The sequence below is a fragment of the Sulfolobus sp. E5-1-F genome, from assembly GCF_009601705.1.
GTDB lineage: Archaea > Thermoproteota > Thermoprotei_A > Sulfolobales > Sulfolobaceae > Saccharolobus.
Map to the genome: position 1 here is coordinate 1,524,252 of NZ_CP045687.1, position 14,327 is coordinate 1,538,578.

The 14,327-nt window shown below is 34.0% G+C and carries 18 protein-coding genes, 2 tRNA genes and 1 pseudogene; 11 read left to right on the plus strand and 10 right to left on the minus strand.

The window, feature by feature from the left end:
* Positions 1 to 38: 38 nt before the first annotated feature.
* The 3 genes from GFS03_RS07530 (at position 39) to GFS03_RS07540 (ending at position 2,159) form a co-directional block, all read left to right on the plus strand.
* Positions 39 to 779 (plus strand): replication initiator protein WhiP, encoded by a 741-nt coding sequence (locus tag GFS03_RS07530; RefSeq protein WP_153423241.1) that lies wholly within the window; start codon positions 39 to 41, stop codon positions 777 to 779.
* A 189-nt stretch (positions 780 to 968) separates the two neighbouring features.
* The gene (locus GFS03_RS07535; protein WP_153423242.1) at positions 969 to 1,295 is read left to right on the plus strand and encodes a hypothetical protein; all 327 of its coding nucleotides are present in this window, start codon (positions 969 to 971) and stop codon (positions 1,293 to 1,295) included.
* A 36-nt stretch (positions 1,296 to 1,331) separates the two neighbouring features.
* Positions 1,332 to 2,159, plus strand: coding sequence for a hypothetical protein (locus GFS03_RS07540; RefSeq protein ID WP_153423243.1), 828 nt, complete (start codon positions 1,332 to 1,334; stop codon positions 2,157 to 2,159).
* Here the strand turns inward: GFS03_RS07540 and GFS03_RS07545 are convergent.
* Positions 2,098 to 2,835 carry a hypothetical protein gene (locus GFS03_RS07545; protein WP_153423244.1) on the minus strand — a complete coding sequence of 246 codons (738 nt, stop codon included), beginning with the start codon at positions 2,833 to 2,835 and terminating at the stop codon, positions 2,098 to 2,100. The two genes, GFS03_RS07540 and GFS03_RS07545, sit on opposite strands and share 62 nt — an antisense overlap.
* 112 nt (positions 2,836 to 2,947) lie before the next feature.
* On the opposite strand from GFS03_RS07545, the gene thsA reads away from it, so the two are divergent.
* Positions 2,948 to 4,630, plus strand: coding sequence for a thermosome subunit alpha (gene thsA, locus GFS03_RS07550; RefSeq protein WP_153423245.1), 1,683 nt, complete (start codon positions 2,948 to 2,950; stop codon positions 4,628 to 4,630).
* Here thsA and GFS03_RS07555 read toward each other — a convergent pair.
* Positions 4,619 to 4,990, minus strand: a complete 372-nt coding sequence (locus GFS03_RS07555) for a hypothetical protein (protein WP_153423246.1) — start codon at positions 4,988 to 4,990, stop codon at positions 4,619 to 4,621. The two genes, thsA and GFS03_RS07555, sit on opposite strands and share 12 nt — an antisense overlap.
* 253 nt (positions 4,991 to 5,243) lie before the next feature.
* Between GFS03_RS07555 and GFS03_RS07560 the strand changes: the two genes are divergently transcribed.
* A complete protein-coding gene (locus GFS03_RS07560) occupies positions 5,244 to 5,552 on the plus strand; it encodes a hypothetical protein (RefSeq protein WP_153423247.1) in 309 nt (102 codons plus the stop codon).
* Here GFS03_RS07560 and GFS03_RS07565 read toward each other — a convergent pair.
* Positions 5,538 to 5,930 carry a hypothetical protein gene (locus GFS03_RS07565; protein ID WP_153423248.1) on the minus strand — a complete coding sequence of 131 codons (393 nt, stop codon included), beginning with the start codon at positions 5,928 to 5,930 and terminating at the stop codon, positions 5,538 to 5,540. The genes GFS03_RS07560 and GFS03_RS07565 overlap by 15 nt on opposite strands.
* Positions 5,917 to 6,120, minus strand: coding sequence for a hypothetical protein (locus tag GFS03_RS07570; protein ID WP_153423249.1), 204 nt, complete (start codon positions 6,118 to 6,120; stop codon positions 5,917 to 5,919). Before GFS03_RS07570 ends, GFS03_RS07565 begins: the two co-directional genes overlap by 14 nt.
* A 54-nt stretch (positions 6,121 to 6,174) precedes the next feature.
* Here GFS03_RS07570 and GFS03_RS07575 point away from each other — a divergent pair, with 54 nt between their 5' ends.
* On the plus strand, positions 6,175 to 8,052 hold the full coding sequence (locus GFS03_RS07575; RefSeq protein WP_153423250.1) for an arginine--tRNA ligase: 1,878 nt from the start codon (positions 6,175 to 6,177) through the stop codon (positions 8,050 to 8,052).
* A 177-nt stretch (positions 8,053 to 8,229) separates the two neighbouring features.
* Positions 8,230 to 8,304, plus strand: a tRNA-Arg gene (locus GFS03_RS07580).
* A 584-nt stretch (positions 8,305 to 8,888) separates the two neighbouring features.
* Here the strand turns inward: GFS03_RS07580 and GFS03_RS07590 are convergent.
* The 3 genes and pseudogenes from GFS03_RS07590 to GFS03_RS07600 form a co-directional block, all read right to left on the minus strand.
* A pseudogene (locus tag GFS03_RS07590) lies at positions 8,889 to 9,590 on the minus strand (IS6 family transposase).
* 401 nt (positions 9,591 to 9,991) lie between these two features.
* Positions 9,992 to 10,076, minus strand: a tRNA-Leu gene (locus GFS03_RS07595).
* Between the two features lie 33 nt (positions 10,077 to 10,109).
* Positions 10,110 to 10,379, minus strand: a complete 270-nt coding sequence (locus GFS03_RS07600) for a UPF0147 family protein (RefSeq protein WP_010923074.1) — start codon at positions 10,377 to 10,379, stop codon at positions 10,110 to 10,112.
* 50 nt (positions 10,380 to 10,429) lie between these two features.
* On the opposite strand from GFS03_RS07600, the gene GFS03_RS07605 reads away from it, so the two are divergent.
* Complete coding sequence (locus tag GFS03_RS07605; protein WP_153423251.1) at positions 10,430 to 10,786, plus strand: Sjogren's syndrome/scleroderma autoantigen 1 family protein; 357 nt, start codon at positions 10,430 to 10,432, stop codon at positions 10,784 to 10,786.
* On the opposite strand, the gene tmk is transcribed toward GFS03_RS07605, so the two are convergent.
* From tmk to GFS03_RS07620, 3 genes are read right to left on the minus strand one after another with little or no spacing between them, the layout of a single operon-like run.
* A complete protein-coding gene (gene tmk / locus GFS03_RS07610) occupies positions 10,764 to 11,336 on the minus strand; it encodes a dTMP kinase (RefSeq protein ID WP_153423252.1) in 573 nt (190 codons plus the stop codon). The two genes, GFS03_RS07605 and tmk, sit on opposite strands and share 23 nt — an antisense overlap.
* Complete coding sequence (locus tag GFS03_RS07615; protein ID WP_153423253.1) at positions 11,324 to 12,406, minus strand: Clp1/GlmU family protein; 1,083 nt, start codon at positions 12,404 to 12,406, stop codon at positions 11,324 to 11,326. Before GFS03_RS07615 ends, tmk begins: the two co-directional genes overlap by 13 nt.
* Positions 12,403 to 12,936 carry a hypothetical protein gene (locus GFS03_RS07620; protein WP_153423254.1) on the minus strand — a complete coding sequence of 178 codons (534 nt, stop codon included), beginning with the start codon at positions 12,934 to 12,936 and terminating at the stop codon, positions 12,403 to 12,405. Before GFS03_RS07620 ends, GFS03_RS07615 begins: the two co-directional genes overlap by 4 nt.
* Before the next feature lie 32 nt (positions 12,937 to 12,968).
* On the opposite strand from GFS03_RS07620, the gene GFS03_RS07625 reads away from it, so the two are divergent.
* The 3 genes from GFS03_RS07625 to GFS03_RS07635 are packed head-to-tail and all read left to right on the plus strand — an operon-like array spanning position 12,969 to position 14,326.
* Positions 12,969 to 13,496: an AAA family ATPase gene (locus GFS03_RS07625; protein ID WP_153423255.1), complete on the plus strand. Its 528-nt coding sequence runs from the start codon at positions 12,969 to 12,971 to the stop codon at positions 13,494 to 13,496.
* Positions 13,487 to 13,987 (plus strand): CDP-2,3-bis-(O-geranylgeranyl)-sn-glycerol synthase, encoded by a 501-nt coding sequence (locus tag GFS03_RS07630; protein ID WP_153423256.1) that lies wholly within the window; start codon positions 13,487 to 13,489, stop codon positions 13,985 to 13,987. The genes GFS03_RS07625 and GFS03_RS07630 overlap by 10 nt, the downstream gene beginning before the upstream one ends.
* Before the next feature lie 9 nt (positions 13,988 to 13,996).
* Positions 13,997 to 14,326: a hypothetical protein gene (locus GFS03_RS07635; RefSeq protein WP_010923067.1), complete on the plus strand. Its 330-nt coding sequence runs from the start codon at positions 13,997 to 13,999 to the stop codon at positions 14,324 to 14,326.
* Position 14,327: the final 1 nt, after the last annotated feature.

The window sequence follows — 14,327 nt, forward strand, 5'->3', positions numbered from 1 at the left end:
TAGCTTGTATTTTAAGTTATAATGCCTAATATAATAAGATGAGTGAGGACTATCAAAGAGATGATATAGAGGCCATAGCACAGCAGATAAGTGAGGAGGAGAAGCCAGGTAAGGAGTCACCTAGATCCAAATTGGTTGAAGCAATACTACTCCTCCTTTACGCAAGACCATTAAGAACAGCTGAAATTGCAACTAATTTAGGTTACGAAACTAAATATATAAGTAGCTATCTCAGTTATTGGAAGAAGAAAGGTTTGGTTTATCAAGAAGGGGGAAGATGGCACTTAAGTAGGAGAGGAGAGAATATAGCTAGAGATATCATCGAATCACAAAACAATTCTAAATTCAAAGAATATTTATTACTTGCTAAGCAAGTACTAGAAAGTGAAAAAGTTTACCAGACAAAAAACAACAAAGCAGGGAAAAGAGATGACAAAAAAGCACAAGAAGTTTTGTGGTTTATTGAAGAAAAAACCAGTAAGGAGAACAAAAAACAACAAAAGTCTAATCCAACGGATTGTATAAAGGAGATTTTGGATAAGCTTGATGATGATGAAAAAGAAATACTAAGCTATCTATTAAACAAATATAAAGAGTGGGGAACAACTTACATCTATCTCGATCAGCTTCAAGAAGAAATGAAAGCTGATACTAGTTGGTTATTTAGAGTGCTCAAAAACTTACAAATTAAAAGGCTCCTATACGTATATCAAGATCCTAAAATGGGAGTCAGAATAGGACTTTCGAAAACTCTAAAAGAAAAGCTATCTTCTTGCTAACTTTCTCTTTCCCTTTTGTTATTATTTACTACTACTATATACATAGATTATATTATGGGGTATTGATTTGTATGTAAAAATTATACAAACTGTTTGCTTTAACATATAATATGATAAAGTCACATTAGTAGTAGTAGTAATCTATTTAATCTTTGTACTAGAAGTTATAGCAAGTAGGAGGGATAATTTATGTCAACTAATAAATCAGTGAAAATGTCTGAAGATGAGATAAACAAAGCATTGGCAAAAGCCGAAAAAGAGGCGGAAAAAAAGGATCATAAGAGACAATGGATAGAACGTATGATAAAAAGCGCTAAAACTTACTACAAGTTATGTCCTTATTATGATAAGAAGAATAATAAGTGTTTTCTTACATTGGGCGATAAATGTCAGCGCGATGGTAAATATGAGACTTGTCCAATATTTATTTCATTCTTAGATAATAAGTATCAAGAAATTGTTAATAAGAAGAAAATGTTACCAATGGATTTTCAAGATTTAGCGTTAATGACTTAAGTTTTATATAAAATGGCTTTCTAAATTATAAGTAGAGTGCCAAGACGTAAGAAAAATGAGGAAGAAAAAGCTTCTAGTGAAAAGAATAATAAAGAGGAGATGAGGAAGAAAAAATCTTCTAGTAGTAAAAAAACTGAGAAGTATGTAGATCCAGATAAGGTTTTGGACGAATACTTGGATGAAGTAGTAAATGCGTTAGGAATTTCCTATTTAAACCTTTCAAGAGAGGTTCTAAAGGAGGTGTTAAGAGAGCCCTTTGCCATGGCCGTTGGGGAAGTAAAAACTAAGCCTAAAGTATCTACGATAATTAATAGGCTTAGAGCGATGGGAGATAGATTAATGGAAATAATATCGTATAAACTCTTACGTTTATATGATGTGGAGAAACTCAGTGATGACCAACTAGAGTTTATAGTAACTTATGGTAAAGGAGGTTTAATTCCAATAATGGATAAGTTATATAAAGAATGCTTGAAGAGAAATAGAAATGATTTAGTAGATCTATTGAGAGCTACTTGGTCGATGTTCGCAAATATCTTAAGATCTCCTATTAAATGTCCTAAATGTGAATTTGATTCTGTAATGCCAGATTTGAGTTGTAGGATCTGTGGCTATACGTTAAGTATGAAGGAATTAAAGAATATTATACAAGTAATTGATATATTACAAGATTTTTTGAAGATAGATAGGGATGGATTTAACGAGATCTTAAAGTCTGGTTTTTTCTATTATACTTCCGAGGGACCTATTCCGCCATCCAAATTTAGACCTAGTCAAGGGCAAATGTATTTTGAAGTAATTCTCAATAAGGAGGAGAAGAGAAAATTAGAGAGCATCTCGCGCAGTATTTTACCGGGGAGTTAATTAATCCTCCACAACCCTCACATCTATAATCTTTTCCTCTTGTTTCAAGTAGTTTTTTAGAATTATGAAAAGCGTGGAATAGCTCATAATTTTCTTTTAGCGTTTCTCTTTCCCATACTAGAATTTCATTAAAAATTTCATCCTTTGTTACTATCACATTAGATTTGTTAGATATGAAACTTTGCAATTCGTGTAAAGAGGTATTATAGAATGGTATTATAAACGAAATATTATTAATTTTGTATTCTAATCCTATCATTTGGATATAAGTATAATCTTGGTTTGTTATCGAGTATATTAAGTAGGCCATCAAGAAATCCGCCGTTAAAGGTAAAAAGATTTTATTTATTCCGTTTTTTTCCGAAAACTGTTTACTCTTTATGATTAAGTTCCATATATCATCAAGGATAGAATTTTGTGGTTCTAATGAGATTTCATAATATTGTAAATTAAATCTGGTGTAGATTTTATTTATTATATTTCTTAGAATTTCTTGAATAAAGCTTAGATAAGAAGGATAAGCAAATAAGATTTTGTCACTATTTACTATTATTTTTCTTGGGTAAAGTTCTCTCTTAATTCTCTTGACTATCTCGTCTTTGTTACATATGTTACATAATCTTCTTCCTCCTACTACGCTTATAGCATCTCTTTTGTTACATCTTTCGCACATCATATTAGAGAAGAATGAATTTTTTATCAATTTAAAAAATTGCTTCACGGTTTGCTTGGGAGAAAAATTTTTATATAAGCGATACTAATGTTCACACGGAACGGTGTTGTGAGGTATGGCAGCTCCAGTCTTATTACTTAAAGAGGGAACAAGTAGAACTACTGGTAGAGATGCGTTAAGGAACAATATACTTGCTGCAAAGACACTAGCTGAGATGTTAAGGAGCAGTTTAGGTCCAAAAGGTCTTGATAAAATGTTAATTGATAGTTTTGGTGACGTAACCATAACTAATGATGGTGCTACAATAGTAAAGGATATGGAGATTCAGCATCCAGCAGCGAAGTTATTAGTAGAAGCAGCTAAAGCGCAAGATGCTGAAGTAGGCGATGGTACTACAAGCGCTGTAGTGTTAGCTGGTGCTCTATTAGAGAAGGCTGAAAGTTTATTGGATCAAAATATACATCCAACAATAATTATTGAGGGGTATAAGAAGGCATATAACAAGGCCTTAGAGTTACTTCCACAGCTAGGAACTAGAATTGATATAAAAGATTTGAATTCTTCAGTTGCTAGGGACACTCTAAGAAAGATAGCATTTACTACGCTAGCAAGTAAGTTTATTGCAGAAGGTGCTGAATTAAATAAAATAATTGATATGGTAATAGATGCAATAGTTAATGTTGCAGAACCTCTACCTAATGGCGGATACAATGTGAGTTTAGACTTAATAAAGATAGATAAGAAGAAAGGTGGAAATATAGAGGATAGTGTATTAGTTAAAGGACTAGTACTAGATAAGGAGGTTGTACACCCTGGAATGCCTAGAAGAGTCACTAAAGCCAAGATAGCCGTTTTAGATGCAGCGTTAGAAGTAGAGAAGCCTGAAATTTCAGCTAAGATAAGTATAACATCACCAGAGCAAATTAAGGCTTTCTTAGATGAGGAATCCAAGTATCTTAAGGACATGGTTGATAAATTAGCGTCAATAGGTGCCAACGTTGTAATATGCCAGAAGGGTATTGATGATATTGCACAGCACTTCCTAGCTAAGAAAGGTATATTAGCTGTAAGAAGAGTTAAGAGGAGTGATATAGAGAAATTAGAGAAGGCATTAGGTGCGAGGATAATAAGCAGCATTAAAGATGCTACTCCCGATGATTTAGGATACGCAGAATTAGTTGAGGAAAGAAGAGTTGGAAATGATAAAATGGTATTTATAGAAGGAGCTAAGAACTTAAAGGCCGTGAACATCTTATTAAGAGGTTCAAATGATATGGCATTAGATGAGGCTGAGAGGAGTATAAATGATGCATTACATGCTTTGAGGAACATATTATTGGAGCCAGTAATATTACCGGGTGGCGGTGCTATCGAGTTAGAATTAGCGATGAAATTAAGAGAGTATGCTAGAAGTGTAGGAGGTAAGGAGCAATTAGCTATAGAAGCATTTGCGGACGCATTAGAGGAAATACCTATGATTCTAGCTGAAACTGCAGGACTGGAGGCTATATCTGCGTTGATGGACTTAAGAGCTAGGCATGCGAAAGGATTAACTAATACTGGTGTAGATGCCATAGGTGGCAAGATCGTAGATGACGTATATGTGTTAAACATTATTGAGCCAATAAGAGTAAAGGCTCAAGTGTTAAAGAGTGCAACAGAGGCAGCTACGGCAATATTAAAGATTGATGATCTAATAGCTGCTGCCCCATTAAAGAGCGAGAAGAAAGGAGGAGAAGGAAGTAAAGAAGAAAGTGGTGGAGAAGGAGGACCAAGTACTCCATCTTTAGGAGACTAAATATTTTTTGTTAACTGAGACTTTAACGTTAGACTCTTCAGTATTTTCTGTATATCCGTTTATTTCCTCCAATATTTTATCTGCTACTTTTTTTATGTCTTCATCTGTATAATTATCTTTAATAGCTTCTAATAGTTTCTTTGTTACGTCTGGGCCTAAAATTAAGCTGAGTTCTGTGAAGTCTGGGCTTAGTAGGAAATCTATTAGTTTTTTCGGATTTCCTCCGTAAGAGGAGAAGTTGTATTTAACTTCTGCCTCTCCTAAAATTCTTCTTGCTTCGTCTAGCCTTTTCGAGTCTATTGATAGTGGCGATAGGATCTTACTAGCTACATGTCTAAGGAAGTCCGGTTGATTCAACATTGTCGCCTAATAATGTTAATCTAAACACAATAATATAAGTATACATTCATGATCTAGCTTCCTTTCTATCTTAAAAGCTTCGGTCTCATTCTTTATAAGATCTGGTTATGAAGAGATATTAATTATTTAATATTAGAAATATTTATTGACCTATGCTATAAGACGTTGGTATAATGAAGAATGAAATTGATTTTAAAAATTCGCATAATGTTTAAAAGTAAGAAATGAGAAATGAACGTGAGTGTGTATTAGTATGAGTAATGAGACTAAGAAGAGAGGTAAGAAGTCGGCTTCCAATTCTGGTAGTAACGTGGAAAACAAACTAAAGGTAGTCTATTCTGATAAAGACGTTATAGTAATGACTGCACCGAATGAGGACGAATTAAAACAAATACTACTTGACTTATTAAATGAAAAGCCAATGAATTTAAAGGAATTACATAGTATGTTATCTGGAATTGCAAGCGAGGATAAGATAAGAAGAGCATTGGCGGATCTAGTTGAAAAAGGTAAAATCAACTTATCAGAAGACGGTAGATATGTTAAGTTAGGTACCGAGTAAAGTTCTATATGGACATCTTTGAAATTCTTTATTACATAATATGGCTTGACTTGTTACCAAAACTCTTTTAATTGCATTACAATATGCTATGATTCCTTTTTCACTCTTTATGAGCTGATAATGTTCACAACCACTGTCTACAATGCTCTCTAAAGCGTTTATTTTTGGGTAAAATCTAATCTCTTGCTCAATGGTTTTATCTTGATTAAATTTCTCTAATCCCGTTTTGCTATCGCTCCCATCATCTAAGAAGTATCTACAAGTTTTGAATTGACCAAAGCACCTATTAGTAGAAGTTACAACATCAGAAGGTTTATCTAATGCAGGTGATGTGCAATAACCATTCTTGTAATAGGGACATACATTATGTTTCTGCAATTTCTCTCACAATTACATGTACTCCAACTAGATCACTTTCATCTTTATTTTCTGTCCACTGTGGCAAATGTAACCTAGTTATTACAAGGTCTTCCCCTATGTGACTTAATGATTTTTTAAGTCCTTGTTCATTAATTTTGGGATTTCCACTATAATCCTCTACTATTAGGATTTCAACCCTTTTCTTCATGATTATATGATTCTGGTGAGTAAATATTAAAAGTTATAAGGCATAAAACGTGATGTGGATATAATAGGAAGAGCCAAGAAAGAATTGGCGGAATATGTAGCTACGCAATTGGGCATAAACGAGGAGGAAGTCTTTAAAAATATTACATATCCTCCTAGGGAGGAGCTTGGTGATTTATCGTTAGCGTTACCATCATTAATGAAGGGAAATATAAATGAGAAAGTGAAATCATTACAAGAATATAAAGGTGAGTTAATAGATAAGATAGAAATAGCTGGAATATATCTTAATGCGAGGTTTAATATAAGAAATCTTTTTGTGAGAATCTTTAGTGTACTAGACGATAGTTATGGACTAGAAAAAATCGAAAAACCAAAAAGAATTGTAGTTGAACACACGAGTGCTAATCCGATACATCCGTTACATATAGGTCATTTGAGAAATACGATACTTGGAGATGCACTTGCTAGAGCGTTAAAAGCTAGAGGTCATTCAGTTAATGTTAGATTTTACGTTAACGATACCGGGAGGCAAGTTGCAGTTTTAATTTACGGCTTGAAACTTTTGGGTTTCCCTGATCCAGAGCCAAATGTAAAGAAGGATCTATGGTTAGGTACAATATACGCTATGACTAATGTAATTTTAGAAATTAGAAAGTTAAGAGAAGAATTAAAGAAACTTACAGAGTCAGAGTATAGGGAGAAAGTAAGGGAATTAGATGATCTAATAGGAATAGCCAATGATCTAAGGAATAGGAATGAGGTACTTTTCGATAAGTTAGCAGATGCTGTAAATGCTTCTGAAGATCCGGAAAGGGAGATAGGAGAAATCATAAAGAAATATGAAGAGGGTAATAATGAACTAAAGGGAATTATCAGAAAGTACATTAGTTATGCATTAGAAGGCTTCAGTGAGACTTTATCTAAACTTAATATAAAATTTGATAATTTTGATTATGAGAGTGACTTGTTATGGGGCAATATGGTTGATGATGTATTAAAGGCATTATTGTCTTCTCCAGCCAAAATACCATATAAGGGAGTAGTAGCATTGGATTTAGATAGTTTCTTAGGTAATGAAGCTAGATCTAAGTTAAGAATTCCAAGAGGGCTTAAGATACCTCCTTTAGTGTTGATGAGATCTGATGGAACTACCTTATATACCGTGAGGGATATTGCGTATACAATTTTCAAATTTAATCAGTTTAATGCGGATTTGGTTATAAATGTGATTGCAGAGGAGCAATACATTCCGCAAATACAATTAAGAGGTGCTTTAGAGTTGCTAGGATATTCGAGATTTGCAGAAAATTTATTGCATTATTCATACGGGATGGTTAACATCCAAGGGCTAAGAATGAGTGGAAGACTAGGAAAGATAATAACTATTGACGAGATATACGAAAAACTAGACAGTATAGTTAAAAATAAGCTGAAAGAAAAGGGCGGTAATATGGAAAATATTAATGATATAGCAAATGCAGCGCTTAGATATGCAATTTTGTCAGTTTCTGCAAATAAGCCTTTATCATTTGATTTAAACAGAATAACAAGTTTTGAGCAGAATAGTGGGCCTTATTTACAATATACTTATGCTAGAGCCGTTAACATATTAGCTAAGTCTACTGAAAGCCTAACTATGGATAAGGTAGACTTTAACGATTTAGTTGGAGACAAGAGGAAAATATTAATCTTGATAGCAAAATTCCCTGAGGCATTCAAAAACGCTGTAGACAACTTAAGATTAGAAGATTTAGTAGCATTTCTGAGAGAGTTATCTGACGTATTTAATAGTTGGTATGATAAGGAGAGAGTACTACAAGAGCAAGATCTAGGAAAGAGAATGTTAAGATTATATATAGTGAAAGGAGTGTCAGTTGTATTAAAGAATGGGCTAAGTGTCTTAGGTATAAGGAGCTTAGAAAGGATGTAATTGAGATATAGAGAAAATATTCCGTTGATTAGTAAAGATATTAATCATTAAGTGGAAGTCATTATAATTCTTGTTAAAGATAATATTTTGAAACAGATAAAAGTATATATTTTGTAATGAAAAGCAGATATTTAGCTCTAATCTTAATAATTAAAGTGGGGTAAGGATATTATAAGAGGACCCGTAGCTCAGCCAGGACGGAGCGCCGGCCTTCGGAGCCGGCGGTCCCGGGTTCAAATCCCGGCGGGTCCGCTGTGGGGAAATCCCCACACCTCCAATCCTAATGTGGCTTTCCAAGACGTCAACTAAAGGACCAACGTAAGTTTCCTTTGACTAACCGTTTATCATTTCTAGGTTATAGACATAATACTTTCCTTTCTTATGTATAACGCTCACATCTAGTGATGCATCCTCAATGAACCTTATCGTCATAATATAGATTTCACGGTTTGTTTGAAACTGATAATAACGTAGGTGATCGAAGCTTAGTGCGTATTTTTAGAAAAAGGAAAAATGTTTCCCTTGCAATGTTGTCTCTATTTCAGCATATTGAAACTCAAAAACTAAAACTCTAGCAATTATAGTAGTTTCCTGAAAATGACGCATAGTAGATAATGTTTAGTTTTTTCAATGTAGAATTTAAGGTGTATTTATACTGTATATGCTTAGACTATTTACGATTACTTAAATCTTCTTGAAGAGAATCTATGTTAATATTTAAGGTTTAAGGAATTTGAGGTAAATTTACGTAAAGTACTACAATTACTAGATTGCCAGGCCATCATAGAGTGTGGTCAACAATTTCATGCATTTGAGATATTTGCATTTATTATCACTCACCTATCCACTAAATACACTTGAGTATAAAGAATGTTGTAGATTAGGAAGAAGGTAGAGAGCTGACTCGTTAACCTATTAGAACTCCAAGGGAAATGAAAGTCCATAGAGGAGAGCCTATGCTTCAATGTCCTTGCTCAGCGTAATCCCTCCTACCAAACCCTCCTATGCCCAACATTAAACCAGTCAAAGGCATTATAAGCTGGTAAACCATCATGCAAGTAAATCACTCGATCAATCCTCTTAAAGTACTCACTCGCAATTTCCTCAATCCCCTCATGTTAACTAGGACAATCAATACGTGAAGGCCACTCCTCAAGCCATGAAGAAGGGAATAGCCTTTGTCACAACATCCCTAACGATCCAAACGTAATAGTAATTACCCCTAACGCAAACAACCTTAGTCTCGTCAATAGCGTAAAGACCACTCAAGGACACTACATACTTAACCCTACCAAGCCTCTTATAATAGTACAACAAGGTGGAGTGTGGTAACCTACAAGAGGATAAGCCAGCTAGATAACTCGCTAAGCCTAACGCGATCTCCTCCCTAACGTGAAATCTTGGCTTAAGATTAATATTATACTCCATTTAGGATTAAAATAACTTGGGCTAGACGGGGATATTCCATCTGTTCATCATGTACTCACCAATAAAAATCCCGTGCTCACCCAAAAAGGTATTACGCTAAATAAAAACAATTTACTTTTGTAATAAAAGCAACTTGTACGATTAATTTCAAATTAATTAAATTGTTGACCACACTCGCTAACTTTGTAGTCTGCGATAAGTATGTTTGGCAAGCAACTATGTATATGTTATTTGGCGGGTTGTTAATTAAGCCTGTAAGTTTGTCCATTCTCTCGATAGCAAGACGTCACGGGCCTCCATTTGTCCTTATGCTTTCATTCCATTTATTTTATGTCTATTTATGGTTAGGTGTTGGGACTTAGCACTTAACCACCTTGTTAATGAGTCTATGGGACTCCTTCGAGCCCAACGGCATGGTACTCACATGATCATTAGCCTTACCACCTAATCAATTCAATAAATTCCTATATGTATCGTCTTATAGATAAAATTTAATATATATTAAAAACAGTGCGGGGGACGGGATTTGAACCCGTGCAGGCCTTCGCCAGCAGGGCCTAAGCCTGCCCCCTTTGACCTAGCTCGGGCACCCCCGCGCATTATAAAATAAAAATTGAGATTTAAAAAAGCTAGTCCTTTACTGTCTCCAGAATAGAAACAACGTTCCAAATGGAGATTCTAGCATGTGTGGGCATATTAGGATCTTGGCTTATATCTTCCAAAATTCCTATCGCATTTGCAGCCCTTACTGCAGGACTTAAACCAAGGTCTTGAAGATTTCTTATTGCATCAGTTGCTGCTCTTCTAATGTTTCTGGGAACGCTCGTATCATTAACTATCTTTTGTAATAAAATTACTGCTTGTTTTATCTTAGCTTCATTGTCATAAGGCATTGACATGTCAAAACACCTCTATTACTTTTTAATATTAGGGAGTTTAAGAATTATTTATGACTAACGAAAGTGAGGTAGGTGTTAAGAAGGCCGCTGAACTTTTACGTCAAGGCGCTGCAATGTTAGAAGAAGCTTGTCCTATATGCAAAATGCCATTGTTTAAATTGAAAAATGGTGATGTTATTTGTCCAGTTCATGGGAAAGTGTATATAGTGAAGAGTGAAGATGAAGAGAAGATTGTAAAGCGAAATTTGCAGTTAGATGAGATAGAAAGTATATTAATAGATGGTCTATATTTAAGCGCTAAGAAGATAAAGGATGATCCACTAGATTCTGAAAGAATAATTCAGATTATAAGGTATTTGGACGCATTAGAACGAATAAGGAAGATTAAAGTAAATTCTTCTGAATAATTTTTATTGCTTGCTCTAATACTTCATTCTTATCCTTGCTAGCATCTATTATGTAGAAATTGTATTCTTTTGCGAGTTTTAGGTATTTTTCTCTAACTTTCGCTAGACTTCTAATCTTTTCTTCGAAGTTGAATTTATCATTTTTTATTCTACTGATTGCAACCTCAATTGGTAAGTCTAATAATATTACCATATCAGGTTTAGGGAAATAAGAATTTACCATCTTTATCCACTGTTCATCTACTCCTAGAGCTCCTTGATAAGCTATGCTGGAGAAGTAATATCTATCAAGTATTATTAGATTAGTATCATCTTGTATTTTAGATAACCAATTAATGTGTAGCGCTCGGTCTGCTGCAAAGAGTAGTACTAATAGGATTGGATCGTTCCAGCCGATTTTTTCTATTAACTTTATTATATCTTCAGAAAACGGTTCTCTCGTAACAATCACGTTCAGTTTCATTTTAGATTCTAGATACTCCTTTAATAGATTAGCAAGTGTTGTCTTTCCTGACCCGTCTATTCCTTCAATTGCAACTAGTTTTCGCATTTTCTAAATCTAATTCTTCTTTCCTCAAATTTATCATTTAAGCTAATATACCCTAAAACTAGTCCCGTAAACCGTTTCACCCTGCTTAGTATTGTTATTTGGTTTTCTTTTAGGTCAACTAATAGGGCGGCTCCTACGACTCTCTTATTTTCTATTATGCCTAGTAGTGCTCCTTTTAGCAGATTGGGTGATATATAATAACCTACACATGGTTTTTCGTCAGATAATTGTATATATTCTCCCCATGCATAATATAGAATATCTGATATTTGCTTTCCTAGCAAATTTTCAGATAGGGTTTTTATGGTATTTGCTTCATTAAAATATCTCTCATATTTTGCTATTCTATTTGCTTTTCTTTCAGATCTAGACTTATGCAGATTTACGCTTTTTAAAAGAATCGTTCTATTTCTATAATTTTCGGGTAACGAATCTTTTATTTTCTGATCAAATACTATTATATAATCAGGGTCAATTGTGTATATCAGTTCGAATTTGTGTAACATGGATTTTAGTCCGGAAGTCCACCCATCAGTGTCTATTACTGTTAGTTTTTCCTTTGGAGTTGTTTCATAGAGTCTTAATATTTTTTGAACGTGCAGTCTCGGATTCGTTGAAGGTGTTATATCTCCAAAGAATTCTAGATTATTATATCCAAGTTCCTCAAGATTAAGGGTTTTTCTCATTGGTTTCAATTCTGCTATGAAGGTTGGTAGAAATAAAGTAGATTGTCCAACATCTGCATCTATAATCTTTAAGTAAGGAGTTGCTAGATTTGCGAATAGATTAGTCAAGTAAGTTTTTCCGGAATCGACATTTCCTAGAAGTAATACTACTCCTCCTGTGTTTGTGATCTCCTCTGCTATTTCATCCCATCTCAAATTTAGATCATCAGATATTTTTTTACAATCCATTTCTAATCTCGTATTCTCATCATAAACAAGAGTATATGTTTTATCTGATGGTATGGTTAGCAAATCGTTTTTCTGTATCTCTATTCCGAGTATTCTAGCTTCGCCCTCTAGAGCTTTTATTGTACAAGGTCCTTGTATTATTTGTTCCTTTTTCATGAAGATGCCCTTAAGGCTATACTATACGCAGCTCTTATGTCTTTATCCTTTATCTGATTAAAGGGTGATTTCGCATTTGTATATTTCTCGTCTATGCCTTTTACATTTTCATAAATCATTGAGATAATTCTATATATTTCTTCTCCGTATTTATTTCCAATACCTACTCCTATTATTTTCCTTTTTGCTGGATATGTAATTAGGATTTCATTAATTGCGTTAATTAAAGGCTGAAGTCCATAAGATCTTCTATATTCTATCAATTCTCCATCTATGAGTGCAACAACAGTTAGATAAGGTGAATTGGTATCTATGCCTATTAATAGTTCGTTGAACTCTTGTTTTCCTCTTGAGATAGCTATTATACGGCCTACATATCTAAGAATATCATTTCTTTCCTTTACTGAATCTATTACTATTTTCACTTCACTATTCTCAGAAATCTGTATATTTCTTCTCTTTAGCTCATCTAATATGTTCTTATATACCTTAGGAGAATCAGTGATAATTGCTACATTTTTTATTTTCACATGTAAGATGTTTATTTAGTGAGTTATAAGCTTTGAATTTGTCAACATTTGTATTTGAAAGGGGAAATTTGGTGTCAATATACGGCGAGTCTGGAGTAGGAAAGACAAGCCTTTCGTTAGAATTAGCGTTGCAAATAAGGACTTCAGTTTTCATTTCAACTGAAGGTTCTCTTTTTGAGGCTAGGTTAGAAAAGATTAAGGTTGGTCAAGGAGTTTATTTTGCATCTGTCAAAAGCAATATTGAACTATTTAATGCAGTAATCAACTCTTTGGAATATAAGCCTAGTCTTATAGTAGTTGATATGATTAATACGTTTTATAGATATGAACGGAATGTCCAGAGTTTTTCAAAGCTACTAATTATTTTAAGGTCTATTGCTGAGTCTAACGTAAAAATCCTATTAGTTTGGGAAGTATCAGCCAACAATAAGGTGGCTGGAGAAAAATTTATGCGAAAGTTCTCCGATGATGTTTTGAGGATTACGAAATCTTATATTATAGGTAACTTTAGGAGATGTAAATTTAAGATAACCGAAAGGGGTGTAATTGGTTGTCTATAGCATACGGTCTTTTATTATCAATTCTCATATACCTACCCGCATTTGTGGCGAATGGAAGTGGCCCATTCATTAAAAGGGGGACTCCAATAGATTTCGGTAAGAATTTCGTAGATGGGAGGAGAATATTTGGAGATGGAAAGACCTTTGAGGGACTGATTGTTGCATTGACTTTCGGTACTACAGTAGGTGTTATTATATCTAAATTTTTTACAAGTGAATGGATCCTTATATCGTTTTTAGAGTCCTTGTTTGCAATGATAGGGGATATGATTGGTGCTTTTATAAAGAGGAGGCTTGGTATACCAAGAGGTGGAAGGGTTTTGGGTTTAGACCAATTAGATTTTGTCTTAGGAGCTTCTCTGATACTTGTGTTGTTGCGTGTAAATATAACGTGGTATCAGTTTTTGTTCATATGTGGGTTAGCTTTCTTTTTACATCAAGGTACAAACTACGTTGCTTATTTGCTAAAAATTAAAAATGTCCCATGGTGAAGTAATATCATGCCAAAAAAGTATAACAGACTTTACAACGAGGTTATAAATAGCTATGTAATTTTGATTCTAATATTTATTCTAATTATTGGTATATTGGGAGTCATTGCCTTTCCCTATTACATTTCACCGTTAAATAATGGACAAGCATTAAACAGTGCTGGTTACCTTGCTCTAGGAGTTATAATAATAATATTTTTGCTCCTGGGAGTTTACTTTATGGAGAGAAATGAGCATAGTTTAGGCGCAATGTCAATTCTAATTTCACTTATAATTTTGGTTTTAGCCATATGGTCTATATACGGAATTAATGCCGTAAAATCTATATTTGGGATATGAG

Excerpts from the sequence above, each read along its gene's own strand:
- GFS03_RS07530 (WP_153423241.1), top strand. The coding sequence starts at position 39 with ATGAGTGAGGACTATCAAAGAGATGATATAGAGGCCATAGCACAGCAG.
- GFS03_RS07605 (WP_153423251.1), top strand. The coding sequence starts at position 10,430 with ATGACTAACGAAAGTGAGGTAGGTGTTAAGAAGGCCGCTGAACTTTTA.
- GFS03_RS07615 (WP_153423253.1), bottom strand. The coding sequence starts at position 12,406 with ATGAAAAAGGAACAAATAATACAAGGACCTTGTACAATAAAAGCTCTA.
- tmk (WP_153423252.1), bottom strand. The coding sequence starts at position 11,336 with ATGCGAAAACTAGTTGCAATTGAAGGAATAGACGGGTCAGGAAAGACA.
- GFS03_RS07555 (WP_153423246.1), bottom strand. The coding sequence starts at position 4,990 with ATGTTGAATCAACCGGACTTCCTTAGACATGTAGCTAGTAAGATCCTA.
- GFS03_RS07535 (WP_153423242.1), top strand. The coding sequence starts at position 969 with ATGTCAACTAATAAATCAGTGAAAATGTCTGAAGATGAGATAAACAAA.
- GFS03_RS07545 (WP_153423244.1), bottom strand. The coding sequence starts at position 2,835 with ATGATGTGCGAAAGATGTAACAAAAGAGATGCTATAAGCGTAGTAGGA.
- thsA (WP_153423245.1), top strand. The coding sequence starts at position 2,948 with ATGGCAGCTCCAGTCTTATTACTTAAAGAGGGAACAAGTAGAACTACT.
- GFS03_RS07560 (WP_153423247.1), top strand. The coding sequence starts at position 5,244 with ATGAGTAATGAGACTAAGAAGAGAGGTAAGAAGTCGGCTTCCAATTCT.
- GFS03_RS07635 (WP_010923067.1), top strand. The coding sequence starts at position 13,997 with ATGCCAAAAAAGTATAACAGACTTTACAACGAGGTTATAAATAGCTAT.
- GFS03_RS07570 (WP_153423249.1), bottom strand. The coding sequence starts at position 6,120 with ATGAAGAAAAGGGTTGAAATCCTAATAGTAGAGGATTATAGTGGAAAT.
- GFS03_RS07600 (WP_010923074.1), bottom strand. The coding sequence starts at position 10,379 with ATGTCAATGCCTTATGACAATGAAGCTAAGATAAAACAAGCAGTAATT.